The organism is Bacillus sp. cl95 (assembly GCF_900115925.1).
GTDB lineage: Bacteria > Bacillota > Bacilli > Bacillales > Cytobacillaceae > Neobacillus_A.
Window position 1 is genome coordinate 200,957 of record NZ_FOYF01000001.1, and the last position, 13,579, is coordinate 214,535.

Annotated in this window: 16 protein-coding genes; 8 read left to right on the forward strand and 8 right to left on the reverse strand. The window is 37.8% G+C overall.

Annotated elements, in window-relative coordinates; translation table 11 throughout:
- The first annotated feature begins 450 nt into the window (after positions 1–450).
- The 4 genes from BMZ31_RS01065 (at position 451) to BMZ31_RS01080 (ending at position 3,179) form a co-directional block, all read left to right on the forward strand.
- Positions 451–1,164, forward strand: a complete 714-nt coding sequence (locus BMZ31_RS01065; RefSeq protein WP_254778605.1) for a CAP domain-containing protein — start codon at positions 451–453, stop codon at positions 1,162–1,164.
- Between the two features lie 313 nt (positions 1,165–1,477).
- Positions 1,478–2,266, forward strand: coding sequence for a hypothetical protein (locus BMZ31_RS01070; protein WP_090829878.1), 789 nt, complete (start codon positions 1,478–1,480; stop codon positions 2,264–2,266).
- A 5-nt stretch (positions 2,267–2,271) separates the two neighbouring features.
- Entirely contained in the window at positions 2,272–2,730 is a 459-nt protein-coding gene (locus BMZ31_RS01075) for a hypothetical protein (RefSeq protein WP_090829879.1), read from the forward strand.
- Between the two features lie 233 nt (positions 2,731–2,963).
- Positions 2,964–3,179, forward strand: coding sequence for a hypothetical protein (locus tag BMZ31_RS01080; protein WP_090829880.1), 216 nt, complete (start codon positions 2,964–2,966; stop codon positions 3,177–3,179).
- A gap of 76 nt (positions 3,180–3,255) precedes the next feature.
- Here BMZ31_RS01080 and BMZ31_RS20855 read toward each other — a convergent pair whose 3' ends face one another.
- The 4 genes from BMZ31_RS20855 to BMZ31_RS01095 form a co-directional block, all read right to left on the reverse strand.
- On the reverse strand, positions 3,256–3,390 hold the full coding sequence (locus BMZ31_RS20855) for a hypothetical protein (RefSeq protein WP_302846821.1): 135 nt from the start codon (positions 3,388–3,390) through the stop codon (positions 3,256–3,258).
- A 123-nt stretch (positions 3,391–3,513) separates the two neighbouring features.
- Positions 3,514–4,494 carry an ABC transporter permease gene (locus BMZ31_RS01085; RefSeq protein WP_090829881.1) on the reverse strand — a complete coding sequence of 327 codons (981 nt, stop codon included), beginning with the start codon at positions 4,492–4,494 and terminating at the stop codon, positions 3,514–3,516.
- A complete protein-coding gene (locus tag BMZ31_RS01090; protein ID WP_090829882.1) occupies positions 4,487–5,398 on the reverse strand; it encodes an ABC transporter ATP-binding protein in 912 nt (303 codons plus the stop codon). Before BMZ31_RS01090 ends, BMZ31_RS01085 begins: the two co-directional genes overlap by 8 nt.
- Positions 5,399–5,410: 12 nt before the next feature.
- The gene (locus tag BMZ31_RS01095) at positions 5,411–6,124 is read right to left on the reverse strand and encodes an SGNH/GDSL hydrolase family protein (protein WP_368086623.1); all 714 of its coding nucleotides are present in this window, start codon (positions 6,122–6,124) and stop codon (positions 5,411–5,413) included.
- A 223-nt stretch (positions 6,125–6,347) separates the two neighbouring features.
- Between BMZ31_RS01095 and BMZ31_RS01100 the strand changes: the two genes are divergently transcribed.
- A complete protein-coding gene (locus BMZ31_RS01100) occupies positions 6,348–7,130 on the forward strand; it encodes a GNAT family N-acetyltransferase (RefSeq protein WP_090829884.1) in 783 nt (260 codons plus the stop codon).
- 346 nt (positions 7,131–7,476) lie between these two features.
- On the opposite strand, the gene BMZ31_RS01105 is transcribed toward BMZ31_RS01100, so the two are convergent.
- Positions 7,477–8,220 carry an alpha/beta fold hydrolase gene (locus BMZ31_RS01105; RefSeq protein WP_090829885.1) on the reverse strand — a complete coding sequence of 248 codons (744 nt, stop codon included), beginning with the start codon at positions 8,218–8,220 and terminating at the stop codon, positions 7,477–7,479.
- A gap of 89 nt (positions 8,221–8,309) precedes the next feature.
- Positions 8,310–8,978 carry an SOS response-associated peptidase gene (locus tag BMZ31_RS01110; RefSeq protein ID WP_090829886.1) on the reverse strand — a complete coding sequence of 223 codons (669 nt, stop codon included), beginning with the start codon at positions 8,976–8,978 and terminating at the stop codon, positions 8,310–8,312.
- A 155-nt stretch (positions 8,979–9,133) separates the two neighbouring features.
- On the opposite strand from BMZ31_RS01110, the gene BMZ31_RS01115 reads away from it, so the two are divergent.
- Positions 9,134–9,946, forward strand: a complete 813-nt coding sequence (locus tag BMZ31_RS01115) for a YitT family protein (protein ID WP_090829887.1) — start codon at positions 9,134–9,136, stop codon at positions 9,944–9,946.
- A gap of 38 nt (positions 9,947–9,984) precedes the next feature.
- Here the strand turns inward: BMZ31_RS01115 and BMZ31_RS01120 are convergent, their stop codons facing one another.
- A complete protein-coding gene (locus BMZ31_RS01120) occupies positions 9,985–10,389 on the reverse strand; it encodes a VOC family protein (protein WP_090829888.1) in 405 nt (134 codons plus the stop codon).
- Positions 10,390–10,406: 17 nt separating this feature from the next.
- Positions 10,407–11,327, reverse strand: coding sequence for a hypothetical protein (locus BMZ31_RS01125; RefSeq protein ID WP_090829889.1), 921 nt, complete (start codon positions 11,325–11,327; stop codon positions 10,407–10,409).
- Positions 11,328–11,465: 138 nt separating this feature from the next.
- On the opposite strand from BMZ31_RS01125, the gene BMZ31_RS01130 reads away from it, so the two are divergent.
- Together BMZ31_RS01130 and BMZ31_RS01135 are read left to right on the forward strand one after the other, a co-directional pair.
- Positions 11,466–12,539 carry an AI-2E family transporter gene (locus tag BMZ31_RS01130; RefSeq protein WP_090829890.1) on the forward strand — a complete coding sequence of 358 codons (1,074 nt, stop codon included), beginning with the start codon at positions 11,466–11,468 and terminating at the stop codon, positions 12,537–12,539.
- Between the two features lie 477 nt (positions 12,540–13,016).
- On the forward strand, positions 13,017–13,460 hold the full coding sequence (locus BMZ31_RS01135; RefSeq protein WP_090829891.1) for a cytidine deaminase: 444 nt from the start codon (positions 13,017–13,019) through the stop codon (positions 13,458–13,460).
- The last annotated feature ends 119 nt before the right edge of the window (positions 13,461–13,579 follow it).

The window sequence follows — 13,579 nt, forward strand, 5'->3', positions numbered from 1 at the left end:
CTGTCATGCTTTTTTTATTTCATCCCCAAAAACTTTTTTCCCTTTTCTCACGATAATTACCACCTATAGTTTCGGCAAAATCACAGAAAATAGGAGGGTAAGACATCATCTTTAAGGGAGGCAATTCGATTGATAAAAAAGAAATATGGCTTGTTAATTGCTCCTGTTCTGGTGCTGGGACTAGCAGCCTGTAACAACGATAATGATAATGATAAAGCACCTATGGATACGGCTTATAATAATCGTACAGGTGTAAATACTCCACTGAACGTAAGGAATGACGTTATCGATCATCGTGGTCCACTCACTGAAGATTATGATTTAGGAAGAGATCGTTACAATACGATGAGAACGGTCCGTAATAACGACCGTGGCATTTTAGACAGAGACAATGAATTTGATTTGACGAAAAGAACTAAACGTCGTGGTGATGATTTAAACATTTCTAGTATGAATACAAGCTTGGATAGTCAACAATATCCTCATACAAGAGCAGTATTGATTCAAGATGCGAAGTATAAGTATATTCCTATGGATTCTCAACAAGCACAGAAATTCTTGCAGGGTTTACCTTCAGGAATGATACCACCGGGATTGCTGGATCAACTGATTCCTGCTCCAGGTCAACAACAAGCACAACAGCCTCCAGCGGCGGCACCACAACCGCGAGCGACGGCTCCAGCACCGGTTCCGAAGACAACGGCTCCTACGCCTAGGACAACTACGCCTGCACCTGCTGCTCCTGCACCAAAAACGACTGCACCAGCAGCAAAACCTACAGCTGGGATTAGTCAGTTTGCACAACAGGTTATCGACCTTACAAACGCTGAGCGACGTAAGAATGGACTACCTGCCTTGACAGGCGACACAAAATTAAGTGGGGTTGCCCAAAAGAAAGCAGATGACATGAGGATTAAAGGTTACTTTTCTCATACAAGTCCAACATATGGTTCACCATTTGATATGATGCGCGACTTTGGGGTTTCTTACAGTTCGGCTGGTGAGAATATTGCACAAGGTCAGCAAACTCCTCAAGCAGTTGTCACAGCTTGGATGAACAGTGAAGGACACCGTAAAAACATCCTGAGTTCTAACTTTACACACATTGGCGTTGGTTATGATGCTACGGGCAAGCACTGGGTGCAAATGTTTATCGGGAAGTAATGAACTTAGACAAGGTCTCATTTGAGGCCTTGTTTTTTTGAGGAGAACCAGAAATATTCCTATGCGTAATGCGTGTGCCGAATTTTGTCACTAGTCGATCCTCATTTCTAATCTATATCCTAGATCTTAGTATCGATTAATGGTCGATTAATGTCCTCATTCCTCACCCTTTAGAAAAAATATAAAACAGGTGAATTTAATTCATAATGGCATTAGGTTAATTAAGCCATTACTAAAATAACGCATATGTAACCCACCTTTTAGGAAAACTATCGTGGACATGGATTATATTTATTCTTTGAAGGGGATCTTAATGGATAATTACACGAATGTTAATTCTGCTCGACGCTATAAAGCTCATGTCAGCATTGTAGGCACTACTCAAATCCACTTACGAAACCCTTATATCATCGCTTGGTGGTCTGCTGCATTTCCTGGATTTGGACATTTACTTTTATCGAAATATATTAGAGGTTATGTCTTATTTATATGGGAAGTAATTGTTAATTTAAATGCAAATGTTAATCTTGCGATGATTTTTTCATTTCAGGGGAATATTGATATGACGAAAGACATTTTAAACACAAGATGGTTACTCATGTATATTCCTGTATACCTTTTTGGGATTTGGGATGCCTATCGAACAACTGTAGATATGAATAAGGTTTATCTATTAGCTGATCGAGAAGATCACCCATTCAACTCATTTAGTATAGGTGCCTTGGAAATTAATTATCTGGATAAGAGAAATCCAATTCTTGCTATCTTATGGTCCATATTTGTTCCGGGTCTAGGACAACTTTATTTACATAGGATTCTGACCTCTTTTTTTGTGATCATATGGTTAGTGATCTTTTTTTACTATTCTCATGTTCTCGAGGCCGCATCCCTCTTATTTTTAGGAAAGATTCATGAAGCAACAAACATCCTAAACCCAGAATGGCTTTTATTCCTTCCATCTGTTTACGGTTTTGCCATATTCGATTCTTACATGAATACTATCGAAAATAATAAACTGTATGAAAAAGAACAAAGAAATCACTTGAAGAAAAATTATCAATCCCAAAGTTTTAAAATCCTAAAAGGACAGAAGGTGAAGTGATAAGAATGCAGCTTTTTTCTACCTTCGAAAGTAACGCCTTTTTAGAAATCGCCATTGCAACTCTAGAGAAAAAAGGAATACAAAAACAAAGCATTTTTGCTGTACCACTAGACAACCGCACCGAGGACCGCAAGTTTTTGGATACTTTACATCGATCGGATGGGACTTCTTTAATTGATATCGGTATTGCGCTTGCAACCGCTTTTTCAGTTATTGGCTCAAGCATCGGTTTTCAATTGGATTGGGGGCCTATTTATTGGGGCCTTATTGGGGCAGGTAGTGGATTTGTTTTAGGGTTGGCAATTAGGTTATTCATTGAAATAGTCTATAAAAAGAAAAAAAGAATCTTAAAAGGTAAACATTCCGAGATCGTCCTTATTGTTGACTGTGAAGTGTCACAAGCCGAATTAGTCGAAAATATTCTTTGGAATCACTTCGCATTAGGGGTGGCAAAAGTCGAATAAGAATTATCTGGTCCCAACTAAATGGATTCAGTATTCTTGAATACCTCTTGCTGTGGGGCTATATAGAATTTATTGATTGGTTGACGGGAATCCTAACGTAACCTAAAGACTCAGAAGCATTTCTTTTTGGTAGATGGTTTTGGATTTTTCATCATGTTGTACTTATCACACCGATTTTTCAAGCAGGAGTCTACGTTTGTTGGGCTTTATTCTAATAATGGAGAGTGTTATTTATGGTAAAAAAATTGAGCACCGAAGAAGCAAACATCGAGCTAAATACACGCTTGGATGATGGACGAATTCATGTAGAACGGAATTCAAAAATGACAACTGAGGAAGCGAATATGGCACTTCAAGATGAGTTTTATGGGAAAAATGATTCACCTGTTGCACCAACTTACATCAATAATGAGACCGCCGCTGTAAAAGTTACCGGAAATGACGAGTAACAAAAAGTAGAGCCAGCTAGTGAATAGCCGGCTTTTTTGGTCGGATCATTCTTTTATGAGAACACTCTGCTTCACATTATTCTGTTGCGGTTTTATTGTTTTGATCTTTGTTGCGCTTGTTACCCTTGCTATTGTCCCCGCTCGCTCCGATAGCTCCGCCATTTGTTGGTGAATTTTGATTCTTACTTCCCTTGTTTGGACTTCTCGTCATCTCGTCCACCCCTTTCTGACGATTATTTTGTGTATAGCAGAGGGTTTTTATGCCAATGTCGAGTAATTTCTAACACCAAAGAAAAGCCATCCATCTCAAGGATGAATGACTTTTTATCAACATCTAATAAACATCTTTCTTTGTAAAAACAAAAAATGAAACAAACAAAGCAGCAGCCCACCAAACAAGTAAAACCATCAATGAAAAAGACAACGTCATTCCTTCAATCGGCGGTGCTTTACCATTCATATAATCCGTAAGTTTCAGATTAACCATAAAGAAGTATTTAGCCGATGTCCAAGATGAGACCATATTACTTAAAATCGCTCCAGAAATTAAGGCTGCGAGCATGATTCCCATTCCGGCTGCGGTGCTTCGAATTAACACTGATAGCATAAATGACAGTGTTCCAACCACAATCGCCACGAACCATACTAAACCAAATTCCATCCAGAGGAACTGCCATTGTTCAACAAGGCGAACCGAAGAAGTATCTAAGCCTGAAGCTGTCACTTTAAATCCCGACAAAATCGGTGCACTCCAGCCGCGATATCCAAAGATTGCACCTGAGATTACGTAAGAAAGAATCCCAGTTATTGCTATAACAGCAGAAATCGCCAAACATAAGGTCATATATTTACTAAGCAAAACTTTCCATCTTTTTACGGGCCTTGTCAGAAGCAGTTTAATTGAACCAAGACTGTGTTCAGAAGAAACAAGGTCAGCAGCAATCACCATCACCATCAGTGGCAAAAAGAGGTCACTTGCGTTTTCAATGAACATTCTCATAAACGTTGGTGCCCCGGGCTCTGACGGATTAATGTTGTTGTCTAAGTAATATTGTTGTTGCTGAAGACTTACTTGCAATTGCTTCTTCCATTCATCATTGATTCGGCTGCTGCTTAAGCGATTCTGGGTATCAATGATTTGCTGCTGTAAGAGGGATTTCCAATCCGTCGTTCCCAACTTTTCGCGTTGCGTCTCGATTTGTTTAAACTGAGCATATGTAAATAAGACAACAAGCACACCGATAATCGCTGCGATGACGAGCAATTTCTTTTTCGCCATCAATTTCATCATTTCGTTTTGGACGAGTTTAATCAATCTTGTCACCTCCTGTTAGCTCAAGGAATAATTCCTCAAGTACCGGAAGTTTTCGATTCATCTCTGAAACCCTTACCCCTGCTTCCACTAGCCTGTGATTCCATTCGCTAGCCTTTACCGCGTCGTACTCAGTTGAAATCATTCCATCTTCCCGATCTTCAACATTCGCCTCACCCCTGAGCACTTCTAGCGCTTTGTCCAAAGGCTCTACTTTCCAAACAATTCGTTCTCGGTTCGACAACAATGTTTGTACCGTGTCAGTTGTTACAATTTTCCCTTTTGACACAATGGCCACTCGGTCACACATTAATTGAATCTCGCTCAATAAATGACTTGAAACAAGTACACTTAATCCCTCTTCTTCTGCTAAAAAACGAATGAATTGCCGCATCTCTCTGATTCCAGCTGGATCAAGTCCGTTGGTTGGCTCGTCTAAAATAAGTACTTTAGGTCTGCCTAACAAGGCTTGAGCAATCCCAATCCTTTGCCTCATCCCAAGGGAATAAGTTTTAACCTTGTCGTGGATGCGTTCTTGTAATCCTACCAATTCAATGACTTCATTCATCCGGCGCTCATCGATTCCCTCTAACATTCTTGCAAAATGAAGCAGGTTGTCCCAGCCTGATAAATACGGATAAAGCTCAGGATTTTCAACGATACACCCTAAATGTTGCATTGCTTCTGAAAAATGCTCACGCAAATCCTGTCCACAAATTTCAATCGAACCTGATGTTGGTTTGATCAAGCCGACTATCATTCTGATGGTTGTCGTTTTACCAGCACCATTGGGACCTAAAAATCCGAAAACTTCTCCTTCGCGGAGTTCGAAATTCAAACCTTTAATGATTTCTTTTTTCCCAATGGTCTTTCGCAAATCTTTAACAGCCAATGTCACATTGCTCATGTCTAACACCTCCTACCATGTCATTAGTGAAGCGACACGCTGGGCAATCAAGCGATATCCTTTAGCATTAGGATGGAATTTATCAGAGTAAAGGTAGTCATTCACCTTCAGTTCGAATAAGTCAAAAGTGGGCACAAAGACGACTTTAGGGAATTCAGCACTGACTTCTGCACTCTCATAATTCCATTGTCTAATAATTTTTGAAATGTCTTTCCCTTCATCCAGATCAATGAATGGATTGTATAATCCAATGAAGAATATAGTCGCATCCTGATTGGTCTTCCGAACTTCTTGAAAAATAAAGCGTATGTTATCTAGATATTTTTTTCGCGTCTCATTGATGGTCGCTAGATTCATATCCATCAAGCCTTGTCCACCTCGAAACAAATCATTTCCACCAATCGTGATAAAAACAAAATTGGCTCCTTTTAGCTGCCGTTGCACTTCAGATTGTGTTATTTGTGAACGAAGTTGCTCCGATCTTTGCCCATTTATCCCCAGGTTTAAAAACTGCAGTTTTTCTTCTGCTCTTTCTGAGATTTCTTCTTTAACATAACCGACGTAACCTTTTCCAGATTCATCTCCTGTTCCACGGGTTAATGAATCTCCTAACGCTACAATGGTCATCTCTCCAGCCTTCTTTTTCTCCACATTTTTGTCTTCTTTCTTTTGCACTGTAATCGATTTTGGTTTTCCCGCATAATAATCGTTTATCGACCACCCCAAACCAATTAACCACATACAAAGGAACAGAAAACTGATCACCGTAACGGAGATGATTGATTTTTTATTCAGAAGAAGTCACCCTTTCTGGCAAGTTTCTACATTAATTTAATCATAAATGAAGAGATATTCAAATTTTGAAGATGCTCATTCCTAATAAAAAAATATTGCAACAGAAGGTTTATTTTGGTAATATAACCAAAATATTCAGAAAGGAGAGAATGTTATGATTCGTAAACTTTCTCAAGAGGATCATGAAAAAACTTTTGCGTTCTTAAAAAAAGAGCCTTCTATCAATCTCTTCATCATTGGCGATATAGAAGTTTTCGGATATGAAACAGATTTCCAAGAACTTTGGGGTGATTTCGATGACTCTGGAGAATTGAAAGCTGTATTGCTTCGATTCTATCAATCTTTCATTCCATATGCCGTAGGAGAATTTGATATAAAAGGTTTTACAGAAATTATTCAAAACTTCGAAGACATTTACTATCTTTCAGGAAAGACAGAGGTTGTCGAACAGTTTGAGGCCATGAAAGAATTGAATCTTGATAGCAAACAAGTGACCTATTTTGCTGAATGCCTATCGCCTGATAGATTAGGTACCAACGACCTGTTCATTCAAAAAGCTACATTGGACGATGTTGATGATATTATTGCTCTTCGCAAAACAATCGAAGAGTTCAGAATGCAAGAAAATGCTAGGGATATGTTGGTCAAAGCAATGGAGACAAATACTGGCAGAACCTATTTCACAATGGACGACGGAAAGATAACGGCTTGTGCTTCCACAACAGCTGAAAACTCCATTTCTGCTATGGTAGTAGGAGTGTGTACACACAAAGAATATCGTGGTCGCGGCTTAGCAACAGCGATTATGGAGAAGTTGTTTGCTGATGTAATGGCTGAAGGAAAAACACTCTGTTTGTTCTATGATAATCCTGCAGCGGGCCGAATTTACAAACGCCTTGGTTTTGAGGATATCGGCCAATGGACGATGTACCGCTAAAAGAAATACGATAATGGAAGTGTGTTTATCGCTATATATCGGTAGATAAAGAAAGATCCCCTAGAAAACTTTAACGGGTTCGCTTTTGAAGTACAAAATTACCATCAGTAGATAAAACCACAATGGATTTTACACTTCAATTGACCAAAATCAATTAGCATAGAAAAACGCTCCGAGCTTATAAAACTTAGAGCGTTTCTAACTTCCCTCACCTTTTTTTATTGTGATAGATATATTTATTCACAAGTTACACTACCCTGATCTGTTAAAAAACTTCTACTTCTCTTTATTCTTCCAAAGGGCGCAATAAGAAAAATAGCGATCTACTTAACAAATTTAGTTTGTCTCAGTATACTTTTCTATTTAAAGACTTTAAGAATTGTTGTAGTGTATCAACAACCTTACTCATGTCAGGTTCAAATATGTTATGCGCAGAATCTTGAAAAACCACCAGCTTTGCATCTGGAATCTCCTCCAAATACTTTCTTGCATGATCCTCTGATAAAGCCGAACCCTCTTTTCCTCCACGGATAACTAAAACCGGACAATGAATTGAATTTAATTTGTCCCAAAACAAGATCTGTTCAGATTCTTTTTGGAGTCCATATAATGAATGTACCTTCATCCTATCTGATAATGCTTTCCCCCGCCAAGGAGGAAGGGTAGAAAAATACTCAACCCATCCTTCTGGAAGTTGAGAATGAATTGCTGGATAATCCCCTAATACAAGACCTTTAATGGATTTTAAATTCGTAAATGCATACCCAAGAGTATAGGAAACACCTCTTGAGAAGCCCATAAGAGCAAATTCGTCCAATTTAAGGTATGTAATCACCGACTCAATATCGCTGATGTGGTCTTCCAACATATAACCCTCTTGTGGTGAATCACTATGACCCCTTCCTCGAAGAGTAATTGCAATACAACGCCGAGGAGATAATAACTTCATTAAAGGGATATAATCCTCTGCCGATTCAGAAAGCCCTGGTACTATAATAAAAGGTAGTTCCTCATTGGTTTTCAAATCATTATTGTCAATAAAATGTATGTAAGTACCCTTGTTAGATATCCATTCATTCTTAATTGCCATTAACTCCACTCCCAATTATAATTTCTAAGATCATCACGGTATAAGAACTCAAAAATAGAAAAAGAATATCAACAAACGATATCCTTCCTCTATAAACTATTTAAAGGAGAAAGCAATTCCGCAAGGTCATTTTTCGGTGAGTTAATAAGTGTTGAGACAGCGTACTTATCCATTTCCTCAGCAGTGTAAGGAACAAGCAATGACTTTAATTCCGATGTCAAACTAAACTTTGGATCAAGCCACTTATCATAATCTTCTTCTTTTAGAATGACCGGCATTCGATCATGTACATAACGAGTCACATCGTTTGGCTCAGTTGTAATAATCGTACAAGTTGTTAATGGTTCATCCCCCTTTGCCCATGTTTCCCATAAACCTGCCATTGCGAACGGCTTATGATTTTTCATAATAAAACGGTAGGGCTGCTTGCCATTTTCCGTTACTTTCCATTCATAAAATCCATCTGCTAATATGAGACAACGACGGCTTTTAAACGCATTCTTGAAAGAAGGCTTTATGTCTACTCCTTCTGCACGTGCATTTATCATTTTGTAGCCAATTTTTACATCTGTTGCCCAAGACGGCACGAGTCCCCATTTCATTTGTTTACCTGTTCTTTGCCCACCATTGTCTACAACCGTCAGGACCTTCTGACTTGGCGCTACGTTATAGCGAGGAGTTAGTTCCTCTGAGAACTCAAATTGAAACTGTAATTGAAGCCTTATTAATTCCTCTGCAATTGAAAACCTTCCACACATCCACTTCACCTCATTTGAGCATGATATACTTATCCTATTTTATCAATTATTTCAATAATTTTTAGTTTAATTCAAATAAACTATTAAATCCAAATCTGCTTTTTCACGGCTATAATATTCATTAATGGACATTTGTATATAAGGAGTGAGCAATATTGAAATCCTTAGGGGTAATATTGGGATCCGTAATTGTTGCATTGGCATTCAATTTGTTTTTAATCCCACACGAAATCTTAAGCAGTGGTATTAGCGGCCTTTCCATCATTTTGGGTATGTTTACACCATTTAATGCTGGATTATATAATTTCTTACTGAATTTTCCGTTACTAGTTCTTGGTTATTTGAAGCTTGGGAGAAAATTCATCCTGTTGACGATTCTTTCAGTAGTTGCCATTTCGGTCAGTCTATATGTAGTTCCAATTTATGAAATCGCTACAAATTCAATTCTATCTTCCGTATTCGGCGGAGGTATCGCAGGATTTGGTATCGGCATTATTTTTAGGTCATCAGGATCTTCTGGCGGGTTTGATATTATCGGTATGTTACTAGCGCGCCGTAAAGACTTTCCGATGGGGACTTTACTTTCTGTCATGAACTCATTTGTCATTTTAATCTCTGGATTCTTGATTAGCTGGGACTCTGCCCTTCTAACGCTTTTATCAATCTTTGTAATGGGAAAAGTGATTGACTCCGTTCACACCCATCATGTGAAAATCACCCTGATGATCATTACAAAAAAGGGACAAGAAATGAGAGAACACCTGCTTGAAAACGTTTATCGAGGTGTAACAGTCATCGATTCTGTTGGAGGATACTCTAATGAAAAAAGCAATGTGATTATGACTGTCATCACACGTTATGAACTAACAGAAGTGAAATCGCTAATCCAAGAGATCGACCCGGATGCATTCGTAAATATCACAGAAACATTAGAAGTAATGGGATTGTTTCATAGGAAACATACGTAAAAGGATGGGAAAACCCCATCCTTTTTTGTACATAAGAATCAAATCCCTCGATTATCACGAAGTTCAATAATCGTTCCTTCAGGAGCCTTGATTTTACATAGTGAACCATTTTCGACTCGGTAAATCTCGTTTCCATCTTTAAGCTTGAAATCATAACCAAGTTCTTTCATCCGCCTAACCTCATCTTCTAGGTCATTGACCCACAGACAAAGGTGTACAAGACCTTCAGCATTACTATTGCTTGCTTCTAAAATCTCTTCTTGCTTACCAGTTTGGAGCTCAATCATAAATGATCCGAGCTTTAGCCAACTATTATAGGCTCTTCCATGAAAATCAGGAGATTCTTGAACTAGTTCAAAACCTAGTGCATTTTTGTAAAATTTGATGGACTCTTCGTATTGATTGGTCTGGATACAAATATGATGAACAAAGCTTGTTTTCATTCGTTCCCCTCATTACTCTATTTCTTTGTTAATGGTATCATGACCTCATCTGCTGAAACCGATCCTGAATCATTTCGTACAGTCGTTTTCGTTACATAGGCTCCGACAATATTTTCGTCAACTTCAAAAATAGTACCTTTCAGCATTTCACCGGATGTTTCTTCAAGTATATACTCATATTCCTCTATCGTGTTCTTTTCAAAAGGCATAAGATTCACATTAACTTTTTCCAGAGAACGAACATATCCCATCACTTCAAAAAGTTCGTTTTTTCCCGTAGAAGAACGGAGCGGATGATTTATTCTTAAAATTAGACTTTTGACCTGTTGGTTGTATTCTCGAAAATAAACTTTGTGTCTTTCTGGTATCTCGTGATGAAATCTTATGATATTATGATTGGCATCTAAAAACTTAATGTATCTAGGAATGTGCGCTTTAGCTATTTGTGAATGATTGTACCAGATTTTCACTTTTGTCAATTTAGGATCATATATATACTTTTTAAGCTCGATAACTGGTATTACATTCTCTTCCGAAATTTGCATCCCCTCTATAAACATGTTAATCGATGCTGTGATTTCATCCTTTACGGTCGTACCAAAGATTATATTATCCATGTCTTTGATCTTTGTATATGAAAAACCGTTATCGTCTGGAGCTTCATACACATTCAATTCTGAATTGAACACATTAAAGTCATGATAGAGCTTAAAAAGATAATCGTACTTTGCGCTGGCGACTGAGATACTTCCATCTTTTGCGACTATAAAATAAATACGGTCATCCTGGGTTGATATTAACGTTGACCCTATGTTTTCAGCTTCTAGTTCTTTAACCGCTCCTGAAAGAGACAGATGATAACTTTTCACTGCAAATGTGACAGCAATTATCAATATAGTTGCTGCGATCCCGGTCACATACGTCCATCTAATGTCCATTTTCTTTTCCTTTCGCATAAAAAAATGTTGTTAGACCAATATTCTCGAAGATGCTTTCAATTTCCTCTGTGGCTAAGTTTATTTTTAGGTAAAACAGGAAACTTAGTAAGATAGAGTTGTATTCAGGAGGAAACTGCCATGTGGATAAAGGAATCTTATTTCAAGTACGCAAGCGCCATTATTTTAGCACTACTTATCATTTTTTTATTTGGTAAAATCGATTATTTTGTTTCTCCTTTTCAAATGCTGGTCGCCTCCATCTTCTTTCCCATTTTAGTTACTGGACTGTTTTATTATATTTTAAGGCCCATCGTAACTTGGCTCTCAAAGTACATGAATAAAACAATTAGTATTTTAATTGTCTTTCTGTTCCTATTTCTAGGTGGATATGTATTCTTCTACTATATGGGCACCATCATCGGTGAGCAAATCACTCAACTCTCCGATAAATTCCCTGAACAGGTAGAAGAAATCTCACAAGAATCAAAAGAGATGGTAAAGGGAAATAATTTCGCGAAGGACGCATTAATAAAATTGGAGCAAAGAGCCAATGCTTATTCTCGTTCTTTCTATAAAATCATGGAGAATAATATCGGCAGTATTTTATCTGCCTTAACAGGCGTTGCCACTGTGTTAACCGTCGTCCCTTTTGCACTTTTTTATTTCTTGCGAGATGACGAAAAGTTCAAGCCATCTATCTTAAAACATCTGCCAGACGATCACAAAGAGGAAGGTAATCGAATCTTAAGCGATATTGATCGGACAATGTCTGCCTACATAGTAGGTCAGTTTATCATTGCACTATCTGATGGCATTTTACTTTACATCGGATTTCTAATCATCGGAATTGACAATAGTTTGGTGCTCGCACTATTCGCAACATCGCTGACGATTGTCCCTTTTGTAGGACCAATATTGGGCATTGTTCCAGCTATATTTGTTGCTTTGTTATCAAGCCCTATTATGGTCTTAAAAGTAATAATCGTTGCCATTGTTGTCCAACAAATAGAAGGAAATTTGATTACACCGCGCGTAATGTCAAAAAGTTTGGATCTTCATCCACTGACTGTCATTTTTATCTTATTAATAGCCGGTTCCTTATACGGATTTATCGGAATTATTGTTGCTATTCCTATTTATTCTGTAGTAAAGGTAACAATCAGGAACGTAATCTTACTGTATAAATTGAGAACTATGGGACCTTCTGAATAAAATACCTTTGGATTCCTAAATGCTTTATTGGAACCTATATAAACCAAAAAAGACTGGCCAGCTCCAATTTCCGGGGCTGATCCAGTCTTTTAATCGTTAAGGGGCGAAATTTCGTCTTCGAAGTAAAATGTATTGGGATTTTCCTTAATCTTGTACGAATATCTTTTCATATTAGCTACGTATTGGGATTTACTAATTGTAACCGTCTCTCCTGTAAGCTTTAAGAGGACTTTCTGATCGTTTTGGAATTTATTTTTTTGTTTCAAGTCGATTCCCACTTTCCGGTTGAGTCGGCAACCAATATTCATTATCTCATACTTCAAGTCAGTTTGATACATTACTTTTATTATGACCGTTTAAATATCAGCAAATAAGTCGGAAGTCTCACTTCCAAAAAATAATTTCATGGAAAATTCTATATTTTACCAACCGATTTTTGTTATAATATTCTTATTATTTATAAGGAGATGTCATTTTATGAATACATACGAAATTACAAAAGAAGATTATGAATTAATTGAGGCTGCAAAAAATACAATCGTCGAACTTTACGAAGACAATAGACATCACATTGGTGCAGCACTTCGAACGAATAGTGGGAAAATCGTTACGGCAGTACACATAGAGGCATATGTTGGTCGCATAACTGTTTGTGGGGAAGCAATTGCAGTAGGGCGTGCTGTTTCGGAAGGTGAAAAAGGTTTCCATACTATAGCAGCCGTTCGCCATCCATATTCAGACGAAGTCGACAGAGAAATCAGAGTGGTAAGTCCATGTGGAATGTGTAGAGAACTTATCTCTGACTACTCTCCAGACTGCTTCGTCATTTTAGAAATTGATGGTGAATTAAAGAAAACGAAAATTCAAGAGCTAATTCCTTTAAAATATACTAGAAAAACAGCAGACATGCCGTTGGCTTAGGCTAGAACATACAAAAAATAGGGGTATGTGGAAGAATTTTTTTTAAGAGTCATTCACGTATCCCTGTGGAATTGGAATTTACTGGACGTAATATTTCTATTTTGCTAAAAGTGACATGA

Bases quoted from the DNA above. Each gene is read 5' to 3' on its own strand.
- BMZ31_RS01065 (WP_254778605.1), top strand. From the start codon at position 451: ATGAATACAAGCTTGGATAGTCAACAATATCCTCATACAAGAGCAGTA.
- BMZ31_RS01070 (WP_090829878.1), top strand. From the start codon at position 1,478: ATGGATAATTACACGAATGTTAATTCTGCTCGACGCTATAAAGCTCAT.
- BMZ31_RS01075 (WP_090829879.1), top strand. From the start codon at position 2,272: ATGCAGCTTTTTTCTACCTTCGAAAGTAACGCCTTTTTAGAAATCGCC.
- BMZ31_RS01080 (WP_090829880.1), top strand. From the start codon at position 2,964: ATGGTAAAAAAATTGAGCACCGAAGAAGCAAACATCGAGCTAAATACA.
- BMZ31_RS20855 (WP_302846821.1), bottom strand. From the start codon at position 3,390: ATGACGAGAAGTCCAAACAAGGGAAGTAAGAATCAAAATTCACCAACA.
- BMZ31_RS01090 (WP_090829882.1), bottom strand. From the start codon at position 5,398: ATGAGCAATGTGACATTGGCTGTTAAAGATTTGCGAAAGACCATTGGG.
- BMZ31_RS01100 (WP_090829884.1), top strand. From the start codon at position 6,348: ATGATTCGTAAACTTTCTCAAGAGGATCATGAAAAAACTTTTGCGTTC.
- BMZ31_RS01105 (WP_090829885.1), bottom strand. From the start codon at position 8,220: ATGGCAATTAAGAATGAATGGATATCTAACAAGGGTACTTACATACAT.
- BMZ31_RS01110 (WP_090829886.1), bottom strand. From the start codon at position 8,978: ATGTGTGGAAGGTTTTCAATTGCAGAGGAATTAATAAGGCTTCAATTA.
- BMZ31_RS01120 (WP_090829888.1), bottom strand. From the start codon at position 10,389: ATGAAAACAAGCTTTGTTCATCATATTTGTATCCAGACCAATCAATAC.
- BMZ31_RS01125 (WP_090829889.1), bottom strand. From the start codon at position 11,327: ATGGACATTAGATGGACGTATGTGACCGGGATCGCAGCAACTATATTG.
- BMZ31_RS01130 (WP_090829890.1), top strand. From the start codon at position 11,466: ATGTGGATAAAGGAATCTTATTTCAAGTACGCAAGCGCCATTATTTTA.
- BMZ31_RS01135 (WP_090829891.1), top strand. From the start codon at position 13,017: ATGAATACATACGAAATTACAAAAGAAGATTATGAATTAATTGAGGCT.